Source organism: Mesorhizobium sp. B2-3-12, from assembly GCF_006442205.1.
Lineage (GTDB): Bacteria > Pseudomonadota > Alphaproteobacteria > Rhizobiales > Rhizobiaceae > Mesorhizobium.
This window is the reverse complement of record NZ_VFVR01000012.1, coordinates 81,066-102,622: the sequence shown is the minus strand read 5'-3', so window position 1 is coordinate 102,622 and position 21,557 is coordinate 81,066. Positions and strand designations below refer to the sequence as shown.

General features: G+C 58.9%; 18 protein-coding genes. 9 read left to right on the top strand and 9 right to left on the bottom strand.

Translation table 11 applies throughout. From position 1 onward, the window contains the following. Positions 1-290: 290 nt before the first annotated feature. On the bottom strand, positions 291-1,604 hold the full coding sequence (locus FJ948_RS26555; RefSeq protein ID WP_140709693.1) for a polysaccharide biosynthesis/export family protein: 1,314 nt from the start codon (positions 1,602-1,604) through the stop codon (positions 291-293). A 15-nt stretch (positions 1,605-1,619) separates the two neighbouring features. Further along, positions 1,620-2,492, bottom strand: a complete 873-nt coding sequence (locus FJ948_RS26550) for a glycosyltransferase (RefSeq protein WP_140709691.1) — start codon at positions 2,490-2,492, stop codon at positions 1,620-1,622. Positions 2,493-2,787: 295 nt separating this feature from the next. Between FJ948_RS26550 and FJ948_RS26545 the strand changes: the two genes are divergently transcribed. Then, entirely contained in the window at positions 2,788-3,972 is a 1,185-nt protein-coding gene (locus FJ948_RS26545) for a glycosyltransferase (RefSeq protein WP_224542861.1), read from the top strand. On the opposite strand, the gene FJ948_RS26540 is transcribed toward FJ948_RS26545, so the two are convergent. Beyond that, the gene (locus FJ948_RS26540) at positions 3,965-5,095 is read right to left on the bottom strand and encodes a glycosyltransferase family 1 protein (protein WP_140709688.1); all 1,131 of its coding nucleotides are present in this window, start codon (positions 5,093-5,095) and stop codon (positions 3,965-3,967) included. The genes FJ948_RS26545 and FJ948_RS26540 overlap by 8 nt on opposite strands. Positions 5,096-5,285: 190 nt before the next feature. Between FJ948_RS26540 and FJ948_RS26535 the strand changes: the two genes are divergently transcribed. Both FJ948_RS26535 and FJ948_RS26530 read left to right on the top strand, forming a co-directional pair. Further along, positions 5,286-6,548 (top strand): glycosyltransferase family 1 protein, encoded by a 1,263-nt coding sequence (locus tag FJ948_RS26535; protein ID WP_140709686.1) that lies wholly within the window; start codon positions 5,286-5,288, stop codon positions 6,546-6,548. A gap of 254 nt (positions 6,549-6,802) precedes the next feature. Then, complete coding sequence (locus FJ948_RS26530; RefSeq protein ID WP_246677635.1) at positions 6,803-8,239, top strand: DUF4214 domain-containing protein; 1,437 nt, start codon at positions 6,803-6,805, stop codon at positions 8,237-8,239. Between the two features lie 615 nt (positions 8,240-8,854). Here FJ948_RS26530 and FJ948_RS26525 read toward each other — a convergent pair. Both FJ948_RS26525 and FJ948_RS26520 read right to left on the bottom strand, forming a co-directional pair. Continuing rightward, positions 8,855-9,613, bottom strand: coding sequence for a response regulator transcription factor (locus FJ948_RS26525; RefSeq protein WP_181173844.1), 759 nt, complete (start codon positions 9,611-9,613; stop codon positions 8,855-8,857). A 566-nt stretch (positions 9,614-10,179) separates the two neighbouring features. Further along, positions 10,180-10,401, bottom strand: coding sequence for a hypothetical protein (locus tag FJ948_RS26520; RefSeq protein ID WP_140709682.1), 222 nt, complete (start codon positions 10,399-10,401; stop codon positions 10,180-10,182). Positions 10,402-10,901: 500 nt separating this feature from the next. Here FJ948_RS26520 and FJ948_RS26515 point away from each other — a divergent pair, with 500 nt between their 5' ends. Beyond that, complete coding sequence (locus tag FJ948_RS26515) at positions 10,902-12,368, top strand: hypothetical protein (RefSeq protein WP_140709680.1); 1,467 nt, start codon at positions 10,902-10,904, stop codon at positions 12,366-12,368. Between the two features lie 119 nt (positions 12,369-12,487). Here the strand turns inward: FJ948_RS26515 and FJ948_RS26510 are convergent, their stop codons facing one another. From FJ948_RS26510 to FJ948_RS26500, 3 genes are all read right to left on the bottom strand, one after another. Continuing rightward, positions 12,488-13,642 (bottom strand): glycosyltransferase, encoded by a 1,155-nt coding sequence (locus FJ948_RS26510; RefSeq protein ID WP_246677634.1) that lies wholly within the window; start codon positions 13,640-13,642, stop codon positions 12,488-12,490. A gap of 473 nt (positions 13,643-14,115) precedes the next feature. Beyond that, the gene (locus FJ948_RS26505; protein ID WP_181173843.1) at positions 14,116-14,481 is read right to left on the bottom strand and encodes a DUF982 domain-containing protein; all 366 of its coding nucleotides are present in this window, start codon (positions 14,479-14,481) and stop codon (positions 14,116-14,118) included. A 284-nt stretch (positions 14,482-14,765) separates the two neighbouring features. Further along, positions 14,766-15,176, bottom strand: a complete 411-nt coding sequence (locus FJ948_RS26500) for a cbb3-type cytochrome c oxidase subunit I (protein WP_140709674.1) — start codon at positions 15,174-15,176, stop codon at positions 14,766-14,768. A gap of 426 nt (positions 15,177-15,602) precedes the next feature. On the opposite strand from FJ948_RS26500, the gene FJ948_RS26495 reads away from it, so the two are divergent. Together FJ948_RS26495 and FJ948_RS26490 are read left to right on the top strand one after the other, a co-directional pair. After that, positions 15,603-16,961 carry a CHASE3 domain-containing protein gene (locus FJ948_RS26495; RefSeq protein WP_246677633.1) on the top strand — a complete coding sequence of 453 codons (1,359 nt, stop codon included), beginning with the start codon at positions 15,603-15,605 and terminating at the stop codon, positions 16,959-16,961. A gap of 59 nt (positions 16,962-17,020) precedes the next feature. Next, entirely contained in the window at positions 17,021-18,178 is a 1,158-nt protein-coding gene (locus tag FJ948_RS26490; protein ID WP_246677632.1) for a sugar ABC transporter substrate-binding protein, read from the top strand. A 325-nt stretch (positions 18,179-18,503) separates the two neighbouring features. On the opposite strand, the gene xth is transcribed toward FJ948_RS26490, so the two are convergent. Then, complete coding sequence (xth, locus tag FJ948_RS26485) at positions 18,504-19,280, bottom strand: exodeoxyribonuclease III (RefSeq protein WP_140709672.1); 777 nt, start codon at positions 19,278-19,280, stop codon at positions 18,504-18,506. Positions 19,281-19,457: 177 nt separating this feature from the next. Here xth and FJ948_RS26480 point away from each other — a divergent pair, with 177 nt between their 5' ends. The 3 genes from FJ948_RS26480 to FJ948_RS26470 all read left to right on the top strand — a co-directional run bounded on the left by FJ948_RS26480 (position 19,458) and on the right by FJ948_RS26470 (position 21,068). Further along, the gene (locus FJ948_RS26480; RefSeq protein WP_140709670.1) at positions 19,458-20,051 is read left to right on the top strand and encodes an SOS response-associated peptidase; all 594 of its coding nucleotides are present in this window, start codon (positions 19,458-19,460) and stop codon (positions 20,049-20,051) included. 529 nt (positions 20,052-20,580) lie between these two features. Then, positions 20,581-20,835 carry a hypothetical protein gene (locus FJ948_RS26475; RefSeq protein WP_140709668.1) on the top strand — a complete coding sequence of 85 codons (255 nt, stop codon included), beginning with the start codon at positions 20,581-20,583 and terminating at the stop codon, positions 20,833-20,835. A 50-nt stretch (positions 20,836-20,885) separates the two neighbouring features. After that, the gene (locus tag FJ948_RS26470) at positions 20,886-21,068 is read left to right on the top strand and encodes a hypothetical protein (RefSeq protein ID WP_140709667.1); all 183 of its coding nucleotides are present in this window, start codon (positions 20,886-20,888) and stop codon (positions 21,066-21,068) included. Positions 21,069-21,557 lie beyond the last annotated feature (489 nt).

The following is a 21,557-nucleotide window of genomic DNA, read 5'->3' as shown; positions in this document are numbered from 1 at the left end:
CAGTTGGCGTGCCGCGGCAGGGAGTTCCGTCAGGGGCCATGAGCCCAGCGTGCGCAAACTGATATGCGGCCTCGCAGTGCAAGGCAAGTGCCGGAGACGGTGCGTCGGAATGCTGATTGAGATATCGCGGAGGGGTATTTGTGGAGCAACATATTTTTCGGGTCATGGCCACTGCCATGACCATGCGCGACCCGCTGTGCGCGTCCAACGTCGAGCTGCAGCAGGAGGGCAGCCCAGTTGATCGCAGACCGACGCCGGATACGGCCGTGGTCGGCCCCACCGCGATCTGGTCAGTTCGTGCTTCCAACAGCAGTTGTTTCCGCCTGGATGCTTGTATCCGCTGCGGGTAAGCTGTCCAGGCCCGACTGCGGCAGCGGGATTTCGACCTTTACGGTGTCACCAGGCTCGACGAGGGTTGTCTCCTGGGCAGCAAATTCTTCGGTGCCGCTGTCTTTCGGCCTCACAATCGTGAAGATCGGCTTAGCCCTCGCGGCACTTTGCCTTAGGGCCAGCAGAGCGGGCACCGCAACTTGGCTCTCGCGCAGCAACTGCACTGCGGTGTCTGACTTGCTGGTGACCTCGTTGAGCTGCTGTTGTGTTTCGCGCAAGCCCTCGGCGACCTCGCTGGAATGCTGATTGTTGAGGTTGAGGATTTCTATGTCTGTCTTGCTCATCTCCTGCCTGACACGCAGCATCGAGGTCTCGGCCGCCAACCTGTCGCTCTGCATCTGGGCGACGGTCCCCTCCAGAGAAAGTTCCCGCGGTGCAACCGCAAGGCCCTTCTGCACGAGATTCGATACACCCGCGAGCTCCTTTTGGATGAGTTCGATCTGTTTATCATGGAAAGTCAGCTGTTGCTCGAGCGAGGCCAACTCCTGTTGCAGGAAGTCCTTGAGTTCTCTGAGTGACCGCAGTTGGGTCGCGAGTGCATCCTTGCGGATAATGAAAATCTTGTGTTCCTGGTCCATTGCCAGCGCCACGGTTGCGTTCGAAGCCCTGTCCCTCAATTCGCTGGGGAAAGCGATGTCGTCACTGCCGGCCAGCTCTGACTGGAACCGCGCTTTGCGCGCAAGCAGGCTGACATTGTTTAAAGCCAGCAGCCCGACATCGCCTTGGCCCGTGATGAACTCCCGTCCAAGCCGCGAGACATCGTCCTCGCGCATAGGCAAGCCGCCGGCGACCCCAAGCGCCTGCAGCACCGTCAGTCCGGGCCTGTAGGGAAATTCGCCCGATTGCTTGACGTTGCCGACGATATAGAACGGCCTGTACTGGGCAATCTCCACGGCCACGTCCGGGGGTCGGCCGAGACCCATGTGCTGCATCAGCCGATCGCCTATGGCGTGAGCGAGATCCCCGGGCGCGGAGCCCTCGGCACGCATCTGCCCAACAAATGGCAGGAAGAGCGTTCCATCGGCACCGACAGTGAAACTGTCGTTGAGAGCCGTCCACTCGAAGATCACATCACGCGATGCGCGCCATTCGTAGACCTTGAGCCTGATCTTGTCCTGCGGCCCAAGCACGTACTCCGCGGCTGATGCCGGCAGCGGCCAGGCAGCGGCTGCCGCCCATGAGATACCTGCCACTGTTGAAAGCCATTTCCGCATTGTCGTCCCCTGTCGTCAGATCTTCAGGATGTATTCGGGTTCAATCCGCCCCATGGCGATGTGCAAGATTGCGAGCGCGTTACCGCTCAGACGGCCCCTTCGGTCGACATATGGCTCGGGCCAAAGGCTCTTTGCGAGGTTGGCTGCAATATTCCTGAACATAAGGGGAAGCGCGAAAGAGGCCGGAACTGTCCCTTTCCTTACCAAGTAGACCGCGTTGGCGACCTGGGAGTAGCCGAAACGCTTCCCGCTGACGCGTCCCGTTTTTATTCCGAGATGAACGCCCGTGATCGACGTCACGCACACAACCCGACCTCTGGATCTCATCTGACTTGTGAAGTCGATGTCCTCCTGCCAGCCATAAAGGACGAGGCGCTCGTCGAAGCGCAGATCGGCAACCAGCGAGGAACGGAACGACATGTTGCATCCGTAGGCGCCGACATGGTCGATCACGCACGGTCCATTCAGTGTTCGGTCTTCCGATTCCTTGAGTGCAGCTTCTGCATCCTCCCAGGTAAGACCGGCATTGCTGGCGCCGTCCTTGACCACCCTGCCCATCACAACCGCCCATCCTTCGTTTCCAGCAAAAGCCTGCTCGACCTGCCCCAGGTATCGGGTGGACGGGACGAAATCGTCGTCGAAGAATGTAATGATGTCGAAGCGCCCCAACGAGGGCACAAGAGCGGTGTTGCGTTGGGCAGCCAATCCTTTCGGACCGAAAACGCTCGATACCGGGAAGGGACAGCCGTCCGGCACTTGGATGTGTGTGGCGTCGGGTGCCGACAAGATGACCTCGTCGGGTGGTCTTGTCTGCGCGCCCAAATATCCTAGCAGGCGAGCAACTTGCTCGCTGCGGCCCAGGGTCGGGATAATTACCGCGAGTTTCATGTTTCTTCCAGGCATTGCTTCCCTGACCCTATGATGACGCGAGGGCTCAAGCAGCCTGCATAAAAGTGGGCTCGACCAACGCGGCCTACCCCCGGCTACCGGCTTTTGACGTATTTCCTCCAAGCGGCTCACAACCATAAGCGGTAGGGCGGAATACTAGCTGGCAGCAGCGCGCGACCGTTCGGACAACTTGCGATCGTCCTACGACAAAACAGAAACTAAGGCCCTCAAAGGGGAGGGGACAGCCATGCTCCATGAACGTTCTTCCGACCTGGCCATCGCGGCCAAGGTCGAAATGCCGATCGAGGAGTTCCCGGCTGCTGCGGTGTCGGGCTTCGACAGATATACCAGGATAGCGGTCGTTCACGACTGGTGCCCGAATTTCCGAGGCGGCGAACGAGTTCTAGCGCAGATCTGCAAGCAATTTCCCAATGCAGAGGTGTTCACACTGTTCGATTTTCTTCCGGCTGAGGTAAAAGAGCAATACTTTCGCGACGTGGAATTTCACGCCTCTGCGGCCAATCGGATACCAATGGTACGGAAATTTTACCGGTCGCTCTTCTTCTTTTGCCCTTTTTTGATCGAGCAGTTCGACGTGACCGGCTATGATGCTGTGATCTCGTCTTCGGCCGCATTCTCCCGGGGCGTGATCACCAGACCTGATCAGCCGCATCTGTGCTATGTGCACAGCCCCGTCCGCTATGCCTGGGACGAGCAATTCTCCTATCTTCAACAGGGCAAGCTCGGCTTCGGTCCGAAGGGACTACTCTACCGCTATATGCTGCACCGTCTGAGGACGTGGGATACCAGAACCGCGCACGGTCCGGACCTAATGCTGGCGAATTCAAACTATGTCCGTTCCCGAATACAGCACATTTATGGGCGGGACGCGCGGGTTGTTTTCCCGCCCGTTTCGCTGCAGGAACTGCCCTGCGTCGAGGCTAAGGACGACTACTACGTCTCTGCGTCCTTCCTCGCTCCCTACAAGCGCACCGACCTCGTGATCCGGGCTTTCAACGAGATGCCGTCGCGACGCCTGGTCATAGTCGGCGAAGGACAGCAGTCAGCCAGCTTACGATCGCTGGCAGGTCCGAACGTCACATTCTCGGGGTTCCTTCCTCGCAAGGAATACATCGATACGCTTGCCCGGGCGAAGGCGATGGTCTTTGCGGGCTGCGAGGACTTCGGCATCGCGCTCGCAGAAGCGCAGGCGTGCGGGACGCCGCTGATTGCTTTCGGCAGAGGCGGCGCGGTCGATATCGCGCGGGGCCTGGGGGCAAATCCCGAGCCGACGGGGGTGCTGTTCAAGGCTCAGACCATTGAGCACCTCAAGGACGCGGTCAAACGCTTTGAGGAACACAGCCACTTGATCACGCCCCAGGCCTGCGCCAAGAACGCGCAGCGCTTCTCGGAAGAGACTTTCGACCGGGCCATGATCGCGTCCATGGGAGCGGTCCAGGCACTTCACGGGATCATGTGAGTTCACGCAGCCTGACGATATTGGCTTGTGTATCGATACCGTCAGCAAGAGCCATTGCCTGCAGGTAGCGCATGGCGCTTGCTCTCCAGCTATATGCCGAGGCTCTGGCTTGTCCCTTTCTTATCAACTGCGTGCGTAGGGTCCCGGAATTGTGGAGTTCCATGAAACGATCGAACCATGCCTGCGGGTTGTCGGCAGCAGCATAAAGGGCTGCGTTCCCGCAGACCTCTGGCAGGCTGGCGCGTTCGGACACGACAACTGGACAGCCGAGCGTCATCGCTTCGACAACCGGAAGACCAAAGCCTTCTGTCAGGGAAGGAAAGGCCAGGCAAAGCGAGTCCGTCAACAGCGCAGCCAACTCGTTGTCGCAAATGCGTCCGAGCCAATGGACGTTTCGGGCATCAGCTCTGACCCCTCCTGTTTTGAAAATGGGCGCATCCGACATACCGACAACCGCGATCTTCAGTCCAACATTGCCGAGGCGGTCTGCCATATCGAGGATGAGATTCACATTCTTGTGGGGTGCGGCGCTGCCGATCATGACGATGGTTTCGCGCGAGGCTGCCAATCGTGTCGCTGCCGAGTGTTCAGGCTTCCAGAGCAAGGCATGTTCATGGCCGTTAGGCGCGACGAAGACCCTGCGCTGTGCGACGATGCCCCGTCGAACCAGTTCGCCCCGTGAAAAATTGGAAACCGTCGAAATGCTGCTCGCCATCTTGCCGAGGCATGGCAGCAGGGCTTTATAGGCGGTCCTGAAGCCAAGTGAATAGCTCTGTGGGGCATTCCAGACATTTGCGTCGTGGATGCACACGATATGCTTGCGCGACAGAACCGGCCCGGTATTGCACAGGCTGAGTAGCCCGCCGCCGTGAAGAGAGGCGGCTAACCGGGTCTGCTCCCAGAGATGCCCACCCCTACTGCCGATCTCGCAACGCTCGATAGAATTGAGCGGGATGTCCGAGCTGCCCGGTGGGCAGTGAAGCCTGAGCTCAAGCCCACGGGTGAGCGGCGCCTGCTCGGTGATCAGCGCGTCCAGCGAACGGACTATCTCTCCCGCATAACGCTGGACGCCCGTTGTCGGTTGGGAAAGGAAACGTCCGTTGATTGTCCAGTGCCGTGCCATGCCACCCTCTCGCTATCCCTAGTTTTAAACCGCCAGCGCGTGCGGTCACTACGGCCGTTGGGTCATCCGGACGCGCTGAGGGTCATCCAGCCAGGCGAGGGCGAGCGTTGAATCTACCTCAAACGTTTGAGGGCCGCTGTAGTTGCGAGAGTGTTAGTCTGGCTATTGATCCGGCAATGTGGGGGAGGCCATGGGCAAATCTGAGTTCAATGCGGCGCCGGCGGTGCAGTCCGGGAATTCGCGTCGGCACAGCCCCGCCGCGGCCGTGGCAGGGTCGCTTCCCGACGGCTCGCAATACCTCATTGGCCATCCCGGCCGGATAGCGGCGGACTTCGCCCCCCCCAAGCGGCGGTGGACGATAAACGGCGATTTCACGACGCTTCGACGCAATGGAATAGCGCGTTACGCCCACGAGGTGACATTGGCTCTCGATGCCCTTATTTCCGAAGGGCATCCGTTGGGTCGCGACCTTGAGATCGATCTGGTGGTGCCGCGCCCGCCTGCCGAACCTCTTCGCCTCAAAGCCATCTCGATGCGGGTCGTCCCTGAGTTCAACAGGCCCCGACTTCCCCAGTTCTGGGTGCAGGCGCAGCTGCCCTGGCATGTGCCGGGAGGCCTGCTCAGCTTTTGCAACCTCGCACCCGTCGTGCTGAGGCGCCAGATCGCATGCATCCACGACATGCACACGAGATTGATGCCGTCGAGCTACCCGAGAGGGTTCCGTTGGGCACACCGCCTGATCCTTCCAATGCTAGGCAGGCGGGCTGCAAGGATCACGACCGTTTCGAAGCTCTCCCGCGGCCATTTGGTCGGGTTCGGGATCGCACGCGAGGAAAACATCGTCGTCACCTACAACGGCAGCGATCATGCCACGAAATGGGATGCAGCAAGATCCTCCCTGACCGTCAATCGCGGCAGGCCATATGTCGTTTGCCTGGGCCGGGGGGATCAGGAATACAAGAATATGGGGCTTCTCGCTAAGCTCGCATCGGTTCTAGATGGGATGGGTCTCGACCTCTGGATGCCTGGTGACGTCGACGAGACCACGGTGTTGCGTCACGTCCCCGAAATGCCATCGAACATCGTCCTTCTTGGGCGCGTAAGCGATCACGACTTCAAAAAGGCGCTCGAAGGCGCGCTCTGCTTCCTGTTTCCATCAAGGATAGAAGGCTTTGGGCTGCCCGCTATCGAGGCAATGGCGTCGGGTTGCCCGGTTATAGCCTCGACTTCGCCCTGTCTGCCTGAAATCTGTGGAGATTCCGCGCTCTATGCGGACCCGGACGACGTTCAGTCATGGGCCGATAAGGTTCGCCAGCTAGCGGTCGACCCGGATTTGCGCAAGCGAATGGTTGGCAAGGGCCACACCAGGGCGAGCAGCTACTCCTGGCGTTGGATCGCATGGAAGTATCTCGAACTTATGATCCAGGTCGACGCGGATTTCGGGGAAGTCTAGGGCTAACCTACCTCAAGTGCAGCTCCTCCAAGGTTGCCGCGCGAGCTCATAACAATTTCGATCGATCCCCAGCACCCACCAACGCTCATTCGGGTGCTCTATCGGAATGGCGGCAGTCAAACAGTCATGCCCCCTGATGGCTAGGTCATGGCCTCCAAAGGAGGTAGTGCGAAGCTTCCCATCCCCGTATAGGCAAATTGCTTCAGCAGCCCGCAGTTCCGACAATCGCGATAACAACTGTCATACAGGAGGGCATGATGGCCATGTCGTTTCGTTTCGCAGCCGCGGCTGCTTTGTTGCTGACAGGCTCCGCGCCCGCATGCGCCGATATGATCTGGGGCGTGAACGGCCATCCGGTGGTTTCCTACCCGGATGTTCCAATCGAAAGGCAACTCGATTTCGTCAGGGACCTCGGAGTCAAATCATATCGGGTCAATATCACAGCGGCAGCGGAAGGAGATACTCTTGCTCGGGTGGTAAAGGCCGGTAAAGAAAGGGGGATCGAAATACTGCCCGTGATCACCCCGGGACTAGACCTGGATCAGAACAAGCCGGAAGAGCTTTATAGCCAGGCCCGCGAATTGGCGTCCACCCTGGGCGCCAGGTTCAAGAACGATATCCGCGTTTGGGAACTCGGCAACGAGATGGAGATATATGCCATCATAAAGCCCTGCGAGAAACGCGACGACGGATCGCAATATCCATGCGGGTGGGGTCCTGCGGGCGGAACGGGAGTCCTCGACTACTATGGTCCGCGCTGGGTTAAGGTGAGTGCTGTCCTGAAAGGTCTGTCCGACGGCATGACGGCAGTCGACCCGAGCATAAAAAAGGCGATGGGAACGGCTGGGTGGGGCCATACTGGTGCCTTTGCGCGGATGAAGCAGGACGGGATCGCCTGGGACCTCTCCGTCTGGCACATGTACGGGGAAGATCCTGAATGGGCTTTCCGCGAGATTTCCTCCTACGGAAAACCAATCTGGGTCACCGAATTCAACAACCCCTACGGAAGTCAACGCAGCGAGCGCCAGCAGGCTGACGGCGTCAAGCAGACAATGACACGGCTTCGGGAACTCCAAGACAAGTACAAAGTCGAAGCAGCGCATATCTACGAGCTGCTGGATGAGACCTACTGGGCTCCGAGCTTCGAAGCCAATATGGGACTGGTCAGACTTGCCGCAAACAACGGCAAATGGATAGCAGGTGAACCCAAACCTGCGTACATGGCTGTTCGCGACATCACCCGTGGCCCGCAGCCCCTGCCCAAACCACGCCGGGGGTGCGATGCGGGCGCCAAGTTTGCCGACGGGTTCACCTATATGCGTCAGGTAAATTTTGCTTATTGCCTCGTCCTCGGCCATAACGGCGACGCTGCGGGGTTGGATCGCTGGTCGGCGAGGCTTGAGAGCGGTGACGCCAAGCTCACCACCGTGATCATGGAAATGATCCGCTCCGAAGAATTCGAGGCTAGGTACGCCACGATCGGACTTACCGACCGCGCCTATGTCGCCTTTCTTTACCTGCTGTTGTTGGAACGCCCCGCGGACAACTACGGGATGGAGACCTATACCCGCCAGTTGCGCGGAGGATCAATGACACGCGATGCCATTGCCTTTGGCATCGTCAGCTCGAGCGAATTCAAATCCCGACATGCTGCCATGCGCGAAGCCTCGGATGTACCCGCGCCCGACTAAGCAGGGCAAAGACGCCGGTTATGAAGGTGGCAGGGCAAGTCCTTGATCCGCCTCTCGCCAAAGAGGTGAGGCCCCCGCCGGCAGGTCCATCGCATTTCACGGTTGCCGGATCCGCACAAGCATGGCTGTTTCGCGTCGAGCATATGCGACCAGCCGATCGACGCGATCGACCATGCCAAGCCGCACCGACCTGCTCCTGCCAGGGACCCTGAAGAACGAGATCATCAGGCAGAGGCATCACCAGCTGGCCGGGCGCGGATTTGCCAGTCCCTTGTCGTGACAGGGACCGCGCCCACGTCGGAGTTGCCGAGATGAAGGCCGTTCTTGCTGCGACGGCCACGGCACGCGCTTCGCGACTGTTGGAAGGACTGCGCAGCGCTCCTGAAGGGATTGGAGAGATCACGCGATTTGCACGCAAAGCCGGCGTGTCCGCCCCAAAGTTTTACGATCACCGAAGTTTGGCGCTTCACACTGTTGAGATGAAGGGAGACCGCTATCGCGCTTGGGCGCGAACGGGACGCCATAGGCAGCGGCTGCGAATGACAATGGCGCAGCAAGCTCAACAAAAATACGGCCCGCCGGGGCTAGTCCACGACGGGCCGCCTGAAACCGCCTTCATTCTTGCGCGAGAGCGCCTTCGCCGAAAAGATCGTTCACTTTATAGGCGACCTCTGTCCTGTTGGTTGCCTTCAGTTTTTTCATGATGTTTCGGATGTGCACCTTCACGGTGCTTTCGCGCAGGTTCAGTTCGTAGGCTATGATCTTGTTCGCCTTACCTCGCCGAAGCGCCTGAGCCACTTCAGCTTGCCGGTGCGTGAACATAGCCGTCAACGGACGCGTGTCGCGGCTGCCTGAATCGATCAGATGCCGCATGGAAAGCACGCTGCTGGCCGGCACAAAGATGCCACCCGCCGCCGCAAGGTTGACGGCTTCGACACAGACATCAATACCGACGGAAGTCGGGATATATCCACGTGCCCCGCATTCAAGCGCCGATAGTATTTGTCCGAGATCTTCCGTATCAGATAAAATTATTACTGGGACGGAGCTGAACTCAGAAGAGATGGATCTGATCTCATCTGCAATTCCACGGTCGGTAAACTTACGTCCGCCAAGATTGAATAGGATGGCACCCAGAGGAGGATAAGCGCCCTTCCTTATGCGCCATTCTTCGATCACGCCCATGGCGGCAACGGCCATTCCTAGGTCGTGATCCTCAAGGGCCGATGCAAGACATTCGCGGTCCAAGGCCCTTCCGTCCAGAATAAGGAGGCATTCCCCATGTGCTTGTTCACCTCCCCTTACAATACTGCTCGACGGAGCCTCTGGTTGACTTGCCGAGCCGAGTTTATGCTGTCCGTTTACAGAAATCATGCTAGTACCCCAACCCTTGACTGACACGACGACCTTCTGGCGGCCGACAAAACCCCCTCGAATTCCCGGATTTTCTTGAAGTTTTCTACCCATCCCGCGAGGCCTAGCTGGACTTCTCCAGCTTACAGCGCTCCTCGTCTCCCAAACGCCACCTAGCATTGGATAGTTTATGCTTTACAAGTAGGTGCTAATCTGAGTTAATTTTTGGATAATTTTTTATCACGCCGAGCGAATGTCGCCGGTTGCGCGGGCAACAGTTCTTGAAACGCTGCCTGCAAGCAGTTCGAGATTGGCTGAGCCGTAATGCTCGTCCGATGGGTGGAAGCTGGGCAGACAGGTGCACTGTGGCGTCTTACTTCAAAAGGCTTCGAAATGCATTGCCCCGGACGACTGCCAGCGTCTGCCCGGGCTACGCGTTGTGACCGCGGATGGAGCGAGACAGGATAGGAGCCGTTCGCCCGCCCCGGTGCTTCTCTATCGCTCCGTGGGAGCAGCGCGCCAGGACAGCTTGATAGAAATGCTGCCAGCAGACATGCCGGTAATGGGCGGGGATTGACGCGTGGACCTCAGGCGTTTCCCTGGGGATCCGTGTCACTCAGCCACGGCCCACCCTTTTCATCGCCGCCGGTCACGGTTTCGAAGGCATCGATCAACTTCTTGGCGGCCTTGTTGGCAAGGTGGGATTCAGGATAGTGGGCGCTCACAGCGCGCGCTCGTTCGTAAATTTCTCTCAATTGCATCATCTGCTTGGGGCCAAATGCGCCATGGACAATAACCTGGGCGGTCATACCGCTTATCCTCCTAAACATGGACCTCTAGAGAACCCACCCCGTTGCCAAGAGCTCCCGATAGTCTCCAATTAACACGACCTATGTCGATTGTAAGCAGAACCGTGCTCGCAGACCTGTGTATAAGTGTGACATTCGCCGCCGTCGAGGCGTTCTTTAGTGTGCGGTTGCCAATTAGCCGTTTGCAGGAAGGAGTAGGCCGCAATCCGCACCGGCGGCGTCTCGAAATTTGCCGGAGCTGTTGGCCCACGCGGCGCTAGCGTCTTTTGCGCAAGCAAAAATAACTCGTGCCCGGCGTTTTGCCACCAACCCCTTTTCCAGGCTTGCTGGCACTATAACGGCGCGCGGGATCTGCCGCTGGCTCGGCGCCAGGACATTTGACACGGGACTACGTCGTTTGGCTCTCTTGCCCAAACCATGTGCCTGTCGAAAGATGCCTCATGACATAGCGTTATTCGTCAGCGTCAGCATGCCCAACCGAGAGTGAGGCTCGATCAGCAATGCAGGTTTCTTTACCGGGTCTGCTGGTGTGCGCGGCTATTCTGATCATTGCATACTATTCCCGGGGAGTGCTGATCGTCGGATTGATCGCTTCCCTGGCATTCGGCGCTACGGCGGTCATGACCCTGACTGCTTTGGGAGGGTCATCTCCGCTCATTTTCACCGTGTTCGAGGCTTTGCTCGTCGCTGCCGTCGCTGCCAGACGGCGTATATGGCTTGACTTGGGAAGCGTGTTTGGGAGCATCCGCCCGGTCTGGATCCTTGCGAGCCTCATGGTATACGCAATCATTGGAGCGTGGCTGTTTCCAAGGTTCTTTGCCGGCCAAACGGCGGTTTTCGTCCAGTCGAAAATCCGCGGCACCGTCGTGGAAGCGTCGCTGGCTCCGGTTTCAGGCAACATCTCTCAGACGGGCTATTTCATTCTTGGTGGACTCACGACCATTGCGCTTTGCACCCTGTTGCTGCACGCCGACAGGATAGGCCAGCTACGCCGTGGCTTCTTCTTGTGGTGCGCCCTGCACGCCGGTATGGGGCTGATTGATTTCGTCAGCAAGAATGCCGGCGTGGGCGACGTACTCGCCCCGCTCAGAACCGCCAACTACGCGATCATCAGCGACGCGTACGAGGCCGGTTTCGCACGCATCACGGGACCTTTTTCGGAGGCTTCTTCGTTCGCCGGCGCCTCACTGGCCTGCCTGGCTTTTTCCTATACATATTGGAGAATGACCGGGTCGCGCCTCGCCCAATGGCTCTCGGCAATCCTGATTTTTCTGACGATCCTTTCGACGTCCTCGACCGCCTATGTTGGGCTAAGTTTGCTGTGTATTCCGGTCGCCCTCTCAATGCTGGCATCAGTTCTGCGGGGAAGAGTCGAACGGGAGGAGATATTGATCACGGTGCTGATGGTGCTGGGCGTGGCCGTTGTTATGGGCGTCAGCCTCTACCGGGCCGAAGCGCTGGATCCCTTCGTCAGGCTCATCAACAGCACCATCATCAACAAAGCCGATTCCGCTTCGGGTCATGAGCGCGCTTATTGGAACCTCAAAAGCCTCCAGTCCTTCGTCGACACCAGTGGCCTTGGCGTCGGCTTCGGCAGCTCCAGGGCATCGAGCTGGCCAATCGCGGTGCTGTCCCAGCTTGGCTTGTTTGGCTCTCTGATGCTGGCAATGCTGCTGGGGGTGCTGACCAGGGGATTGGGCGGGGTCCAGCAATGGGTGGCGCCTGAAACGGCTGCAGTTGTAATGAGCATCAGGAACGCCGCTTTCGCGGGCATAATCGCTAACTCCGTGTCTGGTAGCAGCGCCGACCCCGGCGCGGTGTTCTTCATTGCTATCGCCGTCGTCTGCGCCACCAGGGTCAGCGCCTTACGCGCGGCGGCGGATTTTGAAAGTCGCAACAGCTATCCGGCGGCACAGCCCATGCCCGCTATCGATGCTGATCGGCCTTTTGGCGCGGAGACGGGCTGAAAGCGGGGCGTGTCGCGGCGGCGGGCAATTTGCCATTCTTTGATCTCGCGCCGCCCACTGTTTTTGGCCCCCCAATAGGCAAGATAGCCCACGCGCGCGATGTCCCCGGGTACGCTTTGTCATCCCAGCAGAAGGCTTCTCCAGCCCTGCAGGAAGCGTTGTTTAGACGCGCGGCCAGCAACGTCGCGCAGCTCCCGGCTGGCTTGCGCTTTTTCGGCAGGACTCCGTAAAAACGCGCATCGCATCGCCTGTCTGATCGCGACTGTGTCTTTCGGCGCCACTTGTGCGCACACGCCCTCCACGGCTTCCACCAAGGCGCTGTCTTCGGAGACGATGGGCAGCAGGCCCATATGGGCGGCTTCCAAGGCCGGCATGCCGAAGCCTTCCAAAAGGCTCGGCAGGACGAATGCTTCAGCGTGTGCGTATAGCCAGCGCAACTGGCTGTCGGGCACATACCCCGGCATCACAACCCCGGGGATGGAGTTCGCAAGAGCAATGATCTTGTCGCGACCGTCGCCTCGCGGACCGCAAAGCACGTATTTGATACCTTGCTCATAAAACCCGCCATCCCGATATGCCTCAAGCGCGGCGTTCTGGTTTTTGCGTGTTTCAAAGGCGCCGACCGTCAGGAAGAAGGGGCTGTCGATCCCAGGAAGGGCTTCCAGGGGTCCAGTAAATAGACCCGTTCGCACGTATAGCGGAATTGTTGTCAGGAAGCGGAACTGCAGCCCGAAGATCGACACGAAATTATCCTTCGACCAATCGCTGACGAAAACGATCCCGGGTCTGCACCTGCGAATTTTTTCATAGGCGACACGGTAATTCTCGACGGTTACAGCGTCGTAGAGAAAACTATGGCTCAAAGGGCCGACGTCATGGCAGAGCACGATATCTTTTTCAGCCAACTCCGATCTCAGCACAAAGAGCGGATCGAGAAAGACACGCGTGTTGGGGTCAGCGGCCTTGCTGCCGATCAAGCAGCATCGGCTGTCCTTGAGCCAGTTGATTTCCAGCATCATCAGCCGCGCCGCGATCTTGCGGGCCAAGCCTTCGGGAGCGATCGCACCGAGCCGCCAATAGCGAACCCGCGCGTGTTCGGGAACGAATTCTCGGCAAAGATCCTTGGCGATGTGCCAAGCGCCAGTCCGGTTCAATATCGATAGCGAGTTTTCAAGAACTGGACGGCCAACGGCTGCAGCCACGGGCGGCTCTGCACGACCCGATGCAAATCTTTCCGCCGCCCACCTTGGAGCTTGCTGTTTCTCGATATCCAACAACCGTTCACCTGAAGTCGAACCCTCGGCGGCTTTCATCCAATGCACAGTATTGGCAAAAAACCGTCGCAAGTTTCAGTTGATTGTCAAAAGCGTATCGGGTGGCAGCCTATTGTCAACGAAACCACTGGGGTAAGCGCTCCTCTAAAAGAGGAAGTCTGGCCCTAACCTTATTGGCTGATGGTGCGTCACCGGAGATGGAGCAACTGCCTGAAATTCGCGCTTTCTTACGCTTTCGCAATGCCTGCCGACGGCGTAGGCGCAGGCCGACCGCCGCTTGTCAGGCCGCGCGATCAGCTCTGCCTGGGTCCCGGCGCCAGCACCAGGTGTGGTGCAAGATCGTGATCGTCAAACCTCCGCAAGGGCAGGGAGCGGACACAAATTCGTCCACCCGCGGGGAGAGCGGATATTTCGCCTTCATTCAGTTCCAGATCAGCGACCGATCAAGCGGAGCGAAAATGCGTCGTTTTCAGCTAAAACTCAGGCTTGCCGGGATTGCCCTTCGCCTCGATCCGATCATCGTCAGCGAAAGATTCAGAACGCCCGTCGTAAGCTGTCATCCAAGCATCCGCCGCGCCTGCGACCGCAACTTCAATTGGATCCGGTGCTTGAATTCCGTGGGCTCGAGCGTACGCCTCAAAGGTAGCGCACGCCGCCTCGATGTCTCGTTTGTCGGCAAGCGCGGACCGGCAAAGGGCGGCTGCCGCCTCATAGATGGGGCTGCGTATGCCGGCCCACTCATCGAGGACCTCAACGGCTTCTTGAACGGAGGTCACCGGATGGGGAAAGCCCAGCCCCACGAACACGTGAACTGGATGACTGAAGCGATGTAGCGACATTGTATGAGCTCCGTTGGGATGGGCTGTGGCCCGACTGCCGGAGATCATTTGGGGCTTATTTGGCAGTCGGGCCGGGGACCATCACTGGCATGCTTACCTTCGCCGGCTACCGGCAACGACACAATTAATCCTTATGGATAGTCCCCTGGGAAGGTGGGCCGCGGCTCGGCATGAGTTCACGGCCCAGTTCCTTGATGGCATCTGCAATTCCCACCTCTGATAGTCCCCGATCGGCCACTTGCGTCCGGCCTGCTAAAGTCGGGCGGAAGCTCCACCTTGCCCGTTCACCGCGGGGCCGGCGACAGCCCAGAGGCCGAGCGTACCGTCTGTGCCGAGAACACCACGACAGCAAAAACCAGGACAGCGGCAGCGACGATAAGGGAGCCGCCGGCGACGATTGGTTCGAATTCTGTCCTCCCGCCCTGCAACATCAGGTACAAGGCCGGCAGCATAATGACGATCCCCAGCGTGTACAGGCCGTAATGGATCATGGCGATCCGGCGCGCCGCCTTGACGGGGTTGAGGGCGTAGTACCCGCCGAAGATTGCGCTTGTGACCCACCCCAGCAGATTGATGTGTGCGTGTGCGGGGAACGCACCATGATCGCCCGAGATCGCCATCTGCAGGCCCGCCAGGATGCCCAGAATAAGAAACACTATCGCTGTTTTGAAGAAAAGCTCCGAAACTTTAGGCATGTGCTTCGCTCCCATTGGGCGTCTTGCCCGATCCAGTGTGCTCCAAATCCTAGGATGTTGCCAAGGGGGTCCACTCAATGCCGATCCGGGTGCGGTCCCACAAAGACACGTTTTTGCAGTCGCCAGGACTGGTTATAAGCCGCCTAAGGGGAGACTCGAACTTGGCTTTGCAGCAATGGATATGAACACGCGGTGCGGACGCGCCAACCCTTACTGGCGGCGAGATCCTTGCTCCGCTGTGACCAGATGGCGCAAATCGCTTCAAATCTCAGCAACTTGGTTTGCGCCCCTGGCCCGACCTGACGTCCTGTGACCGCAGCTTTCCGGTCGATGAAAACAGGTCGCCCGGGAGGGTATCGCTTTCCGAGCGCCTCAGCCGTCACTACACGATAGCGCACAGAGGCGAAATCGGGCAGGAATGTGCTGATGTCAATTCCCCGCCGTAACGTTGTGCGATTCACTTCCGCATCCCTGCTGATAGGGTTCATTGCGCTTATGGCTATCGTGGCCACAAACTTCTGGCTTGGCCAGAGAGCGCAATCCTACTTCGACAACGCAATCGCGGCACGTGACACCCGGGTCGCGGCGGTCGAATTGAGAAATGCGTTGCAGACGGCGGAGGCGTCCGAACGCGGCTTCGTGATCACCGGCAATGAGATCTATTTGGGGCCGTATCAGACCGCCAAAGCCCAAGCGCAGCGCCACCTGCTTGCGCTGCAGAGCTTGCTGACTTCCTATCCCGATTCCCAATCGACACTGCAACGGCTCACGGCGATCGTTGCGGCGAAGTTCGGGGAATTCGATCAGACGATAGCACTCAAGCGCGACCAGCGCGATGCAGAGATCGAGGCATCGTTTCGAACGAACCGAGGCAAGGCGCTGACGGACGAAGCCAATGTGTTCTTCTCGGGGATTATCGGGCGAGCGGATGACCGACTGACCTCCGGTGTCGCCGAGCAGCGTGCCAACACCGGATGGCTGCGGCTTGTTTCTGCAATCGGGGGGCTTGTCATCGTCGCCGTCGTTGCCGGGGCAGCTTATGGAGCCGCTCGCTACACCAGAGAACTTCGCAAGACACGCGACGAGGTCAATGCTCTCAACAGCGACCTGGAACAACGTGTCACGATCCGAACTGAAGACCTCGCAAAGGCGCGCGACCGGGCGGAGGTGCTGTTGTCGGAAGTCAACCACAGGGTTGCCAACAGTCTGGCACTGGTCTCATCGCTTGTGAACCTTCAGTCAAAAGCGGTCGGGGACAATGCGTCGAAAGATGCACTGGCCGAAACTCAGGACCGCATCTTCGCGATCTCGCTGGTGCACAGGAGGCTCTACAGTTCTTCCGATGTTCGCTCCGTTGCCCTTGACGAATACGCGGCTGGGCTGCTCGACCACCTGCGAACATCGCTTCGAAGCCAGGTACATGGTGTAAGGCTCTCCTATGAGGTAGATCCGATCAAGCTCGAGACAGACGCCTGCATCAACCTTGGGGTGGTGGTCACTGAACTCGTTACAAACGCATTCAAGTACGCCTACCCCGATGGAGCGGGAGACATTCGCGTACGCCTCACCCAATTGCCGGGCGAGCAAGCGGAGCTGGTGGTCGAGGACGCCGGTATCGGGAAGGCCGAGGGCGTGCCCGCCAGAGGAACAGGGGTAGGCAGCAGGATCATCAATGCCATGAGCGTCAGCCTTGGCGGCAAGATCGAGTATCGCAATCTCCAGCCGGGGACGGCGGCTCATTTGGTGTTTTCGACAAAACCACGGCGTGCTACCGCGGTTTTGTAGACAGCTTGGCGACACGGTAGTTAGCGTCAAGCGGATGCGCGCTGACGAGAGGAGAAACGGTGTTTGGTCTGACGAGGAAGACTGCCCGCCCGCTCGGTCAAGCGATAGCTCAGCTGCTCATCTCCCTTGTGGCCGGGCTTGCTTGCGCGCGGGCCCAGGAAGGTGCCCTCGGCATCACCAGGCCGGTGGTATTTCCGGTCTTTGATCCGAATGCACCTTCATGCAGTGCCCCGGTCGGCCTGAAGAAGGCTTTGGCGTATGTACAGGAAAACGACCGAGACTTTTTGCAGGGGGTCGATCACGGCTTGTCCTTGGCGGCGGTAAATCGCGGCTTGCAGTATCGACGAGTTCTGGCTGAAAATGACGTCGGCAAGGCCATAGCCCAAGTCCAGTCACTCGTCGCGGCGAAGGTTGGCGCCATCGTGGGCACGTCTTCGGATCCGGTGGCTTTCGGCCCCTCGCTTCAGCAGGCGATCTGGTCGGGAGCGTTTGTCGGTACGATCGTGCCTCCACCCGCGACGTTGCTGCTCAATGCTCCGCAATATCGCACAGGCAAGGTGCTAGCGGACGCGGCGATCGAGCATATCAAGACCAAACTCGGCGGGAAGGCCAAGGTGGTTCTGCTGACCCAGGACACTATGGAGTTCCTGGCCCCACGCTTCACAGCGATGCGCGATGGCCTGAATGCACTTCCTGGCGTTACGATCGTGGCCGACATCGCACCAAAGCCGGTCAATAAGGAAGGAGGGTTTGCGACGATGCAAACGATCCTCGTTGCGAATCCCGATGTCGACGTGGTGCTGGGCGGCGATGCCGTCGTGCTGGGAGCGCTAGAAGCATTGCGCGCCGTCGGCAAAGACAGGCCCGATCAATTTCTCGGCGGAATTGATGGTGAGCCAGAGGCTGTTTCGGAAATCAGAAAAGCCGATAGCCCCTACAAGGCGAGCATCGCCTTATCATCACCGGTCTTCGGGTATGCCATGGGACAGTTTGCGGCCGATTGGCTCGACGGCAAAAGCATCCCCCAGGCAATGGATATACTGCCTATTGCACTGACAAGCGCCAACCTCGATCAGTACGATGCCGATTTGCTGGATCCTGCTTCGGTTTACGCCGATCCAGAACGCCGTAGTGACTACCTGAAGATGTACGGAAATATCTGTTATGACAGCCGCGACGAGTATGTGAATTTTCCTTGGTCGTCAGAGCTGAAGTGATCTCTTGGCTGGAGGGCCGGCGCGCCACAGCAGGAATGGTGCGTCAAAAGCGCATCCAGATGCATGGGTTCAAGGCACAGTCGCGATCACGGCTGTGACGCCCAACAGGCATTTCTTGCCGGGGGGGCAGGAGGCCGGCTCTCAGACCTGCGTTCACAGCGTCGAGGGGTACATGTCGGATGGAATGCAATGGTTGCTTGTCGACGGCTAGGTGCGGAGGATTTTTCGAGTGGGATCTCGCTAACCACGGATACAACTTGGGGGCCAATGAGGAAGCGGCTTTTCGCGATACCGTCGCTGCCGCTGCGGGGTTCCTTAATGGCGGTCAATCGAGTTCAATCCAAGCTGGCGCATGGTCGCTTGGCTTCTCCCACCCGCGCAATTCGACGTCCACGCCCGCATTGCGGAGTTTGTCCGAAAGGGAAGGGCTCACAAGCAGATGGTCCATTCGGAGGCCGGAGCTTCGATCGTAGCCGCCCCGGTATGAGAAGTTCCAGTAGGTGTAAATGCCCTTCTCGGCGTGTACGCGGCGAACTGCATCGACCCAACCATTCGCGAGCATTTCGGCGTAGGCTTGCCGGCTCTCCGGAAAGTACACCGCGTCCCCCAGCCATCGTTCGGGCGCGACGGCGTCGATTTCGGTCGGAACGACGTTATAGTCGCCGCAGAGGATGCTCATGGCGCCGTCTCCAAGCAACAAATTGCCATAGCTTACGAGGCGATCGAACCACCGGAGCTTGTAGTCGAATTTCGGACCTGGCGCCGGGTTGCCGTTAGGAAGATAGAGGCAACCCACAACGAGCCCATTCACCTCGGCCTCGATGTAGCGGCTGTGCGTGTCGTCTGGATCGCCGGGAAGCCCGCGCCGACGTTCTATTGGTTCTGCCCCCCGAGCGAGGATAGCGACCCCGTTGTACGATTTCTGGCCGTGCCAGATTGCGCCGTAACCGGCGCCCCTGATCGCGTCGGCGGGGAACTTCTCGTCAGACGTCTTGAGCTCTTGAAGGCAGACGATGTCGTACTGGGTTTCACCCAGCCATTTGAGCAGCACGGGCAGGCGGCCGTTGACGCCGTTAACGTTGAAGGTTGCGATGCGAGTCATTGAACTTTCCGTAGGCTAGGCAGCGACTCTCAACGCCCGACGGCTCACTGCGATCCCGGTCTGCGTGCAAGAAAGCTATTTCTGGCTCAACCGGACGGGCAGGGGTGTGTGCGGCCCGCTTTCCATCCCGCCGTGCATGCTCTAGCGTGAAGAGATCGGCCAAGTCCGGAGCAGTCCATGTGCAACGACTACGAACAGCATATCGCGTGGGCTGAATATTGCCGGATGATGGCCTCGCTCGCGCTCGACATTCCAAGCCACCAGACCGAACTTGATCTGCCTCAGGCAGACGACGTTCGTATCAATGATCCGGCGCCCATAATGCGCAGCGCCGGGGACGCCATCGAGCTTGCTTCGATGACGTTCGGATTTCCGCCCACCGGACCAAAGGGAGGGCCTGTGTTCAATTTCCGTTCCGAAGGCCGGCAGTTCGGCAACAGCAAGCGCTGTCTTGTACCTGCATCCGCTTTCTTCGAATTCACAGGTACGAAATATCCGAAGGCGAAACATCGCTTCACGCTCAACGGCTCTCCGTTCTTGGCGATCGCGGGGCTTTGGCGTGAAGCTGTCGGCAACAAGCCGCCGACTTTCACCATGCTCACGACCGATCCCGGGCCGGATGTCGCGCCATATCACAATCGACAGGTCGTAGTCCTTCAGCCTGAGAATTGGTCTGCCTGGATCAATCTGTCGAAGCCGGAGGCCGAACTTTTGCGGCCGCTTCCGGCCGGGTCGCTCTCAGTGGAGACCGTTCGCTCCGAAAGCTCGTGACTTTAGCTGCGTGAAACGTACACGCAGCGGCCCAAGATCGGCAACTTGTGCCCCCGTCTGCCGACCATGTATCATACCTGCCGCGGATAGTCTCGTCGACAGCAGAGGCCCGCACCCCTGGGAGAGAGAAGGCGCGGGCCGGCCAAGCTGCCCGCGTGGCCAGCAGCGCGAAGGGACATCGGGAGGGCGCTGCGTTCGCCCGAACTTCTATTTGTGCCGGCTGTTCCCACCGCAAACCGAAAAAGCCCGCCACTGAGGGAACGGTGGCGGGCTTTGTTTGAAAGCTGTTCGTGCAACTTTCCGGCGCCTCTTTACCGGGGGAAGGGCATCAAGGGCGCTGGTAATGAACTTGTGGCGATATAATCGGTTCCCGCCGAGAGCAAAAAAGCCCGCCACTCTTTGGGGAGAGCGGCGGTAAGACAGGAATGCTGGGATCAACCAGCGTAGGTCAACGGATGGCCCCCCGGTTGGTTGCGGGATTGCAGGAAACCTTGCCCCACGCGACATGTTGCCAAAACAGGAGATGTTGATGACGCCGCAAGAAAAGCGATTAGAGACGATAGCGAAATTCCTCCAAGGACTGGACGCGAAGATTAGCGCAGTCGCTGCTTACATTGCTGCCATGCCTGGCGGCTCAAAAGTCGACATTGCCAATGTGAGGCGTTTGCTGGATACGAATAAATGGTCTCCTCACGCGCCATTCTCTCCGCCGAGCACCAGCACTATGACCAGCACCGTCATCGGCGCGATACACAATGCAGCGTCCACTAAGCCGGTCGATTAGAATTTGGTGGTCGCTCAAGGGACGGGCGGCACTTGCTTCCGGCGCAATTCGTGGTCAAAGAACAAGAGCAACTCGACTATCTCAACAGCTTAGGGGGCGAAGGTATCCGAGAGCGAACCATCGAGCATCCAGAGTGGCGCGATATTACTCTTGAAGTGGTCAAGCGCCAGGAGGAGCGCATCCAGTCGTTGGCATCCTTGCTTGAGACGCTGGTCAACAAAGAACCCGCCTGATTGGCGGGTCCCGGCGCGCAAGTTGCGCCAGGATCTCAGTTAGGCGAGCGCTTGGCGCGCGCGTGCAATCAGAGTGTGGTTGTCGATCAGCCAAGCAAGTTGACATAGAAGTCTCCTTGTGGGGGGCTCAGATGGGAACATCGTTGCCGCCATCAAGTTTGGGTCTGAATTGCCTCGATTCAGAAAGCGAACCCGATGACAGAGAATCTATCGCGCCGAGAGGAACAGAAGGGCACAGGCCGGGTCCTCAAATGGGGAGTGGTCTTGGCCGGGGCTATTTTACTATGCCTGCTGGCAATTTTTGTGCTTACACCCCTGTCAGGGGGCTCATGGCGGACAGCGCCGTTCAAGCGCGCTCCTGAGCAAAACCAGGGTGGGAATGCGCCAGCGGAAACCTCACAGTCGCCGGGCGTCCACAAAGATCCCAATGGATATGCCAAAATGCCAGGTTCGCAGTAGCGCTCAATGGCGGCAAATTCCCCGGCAAGT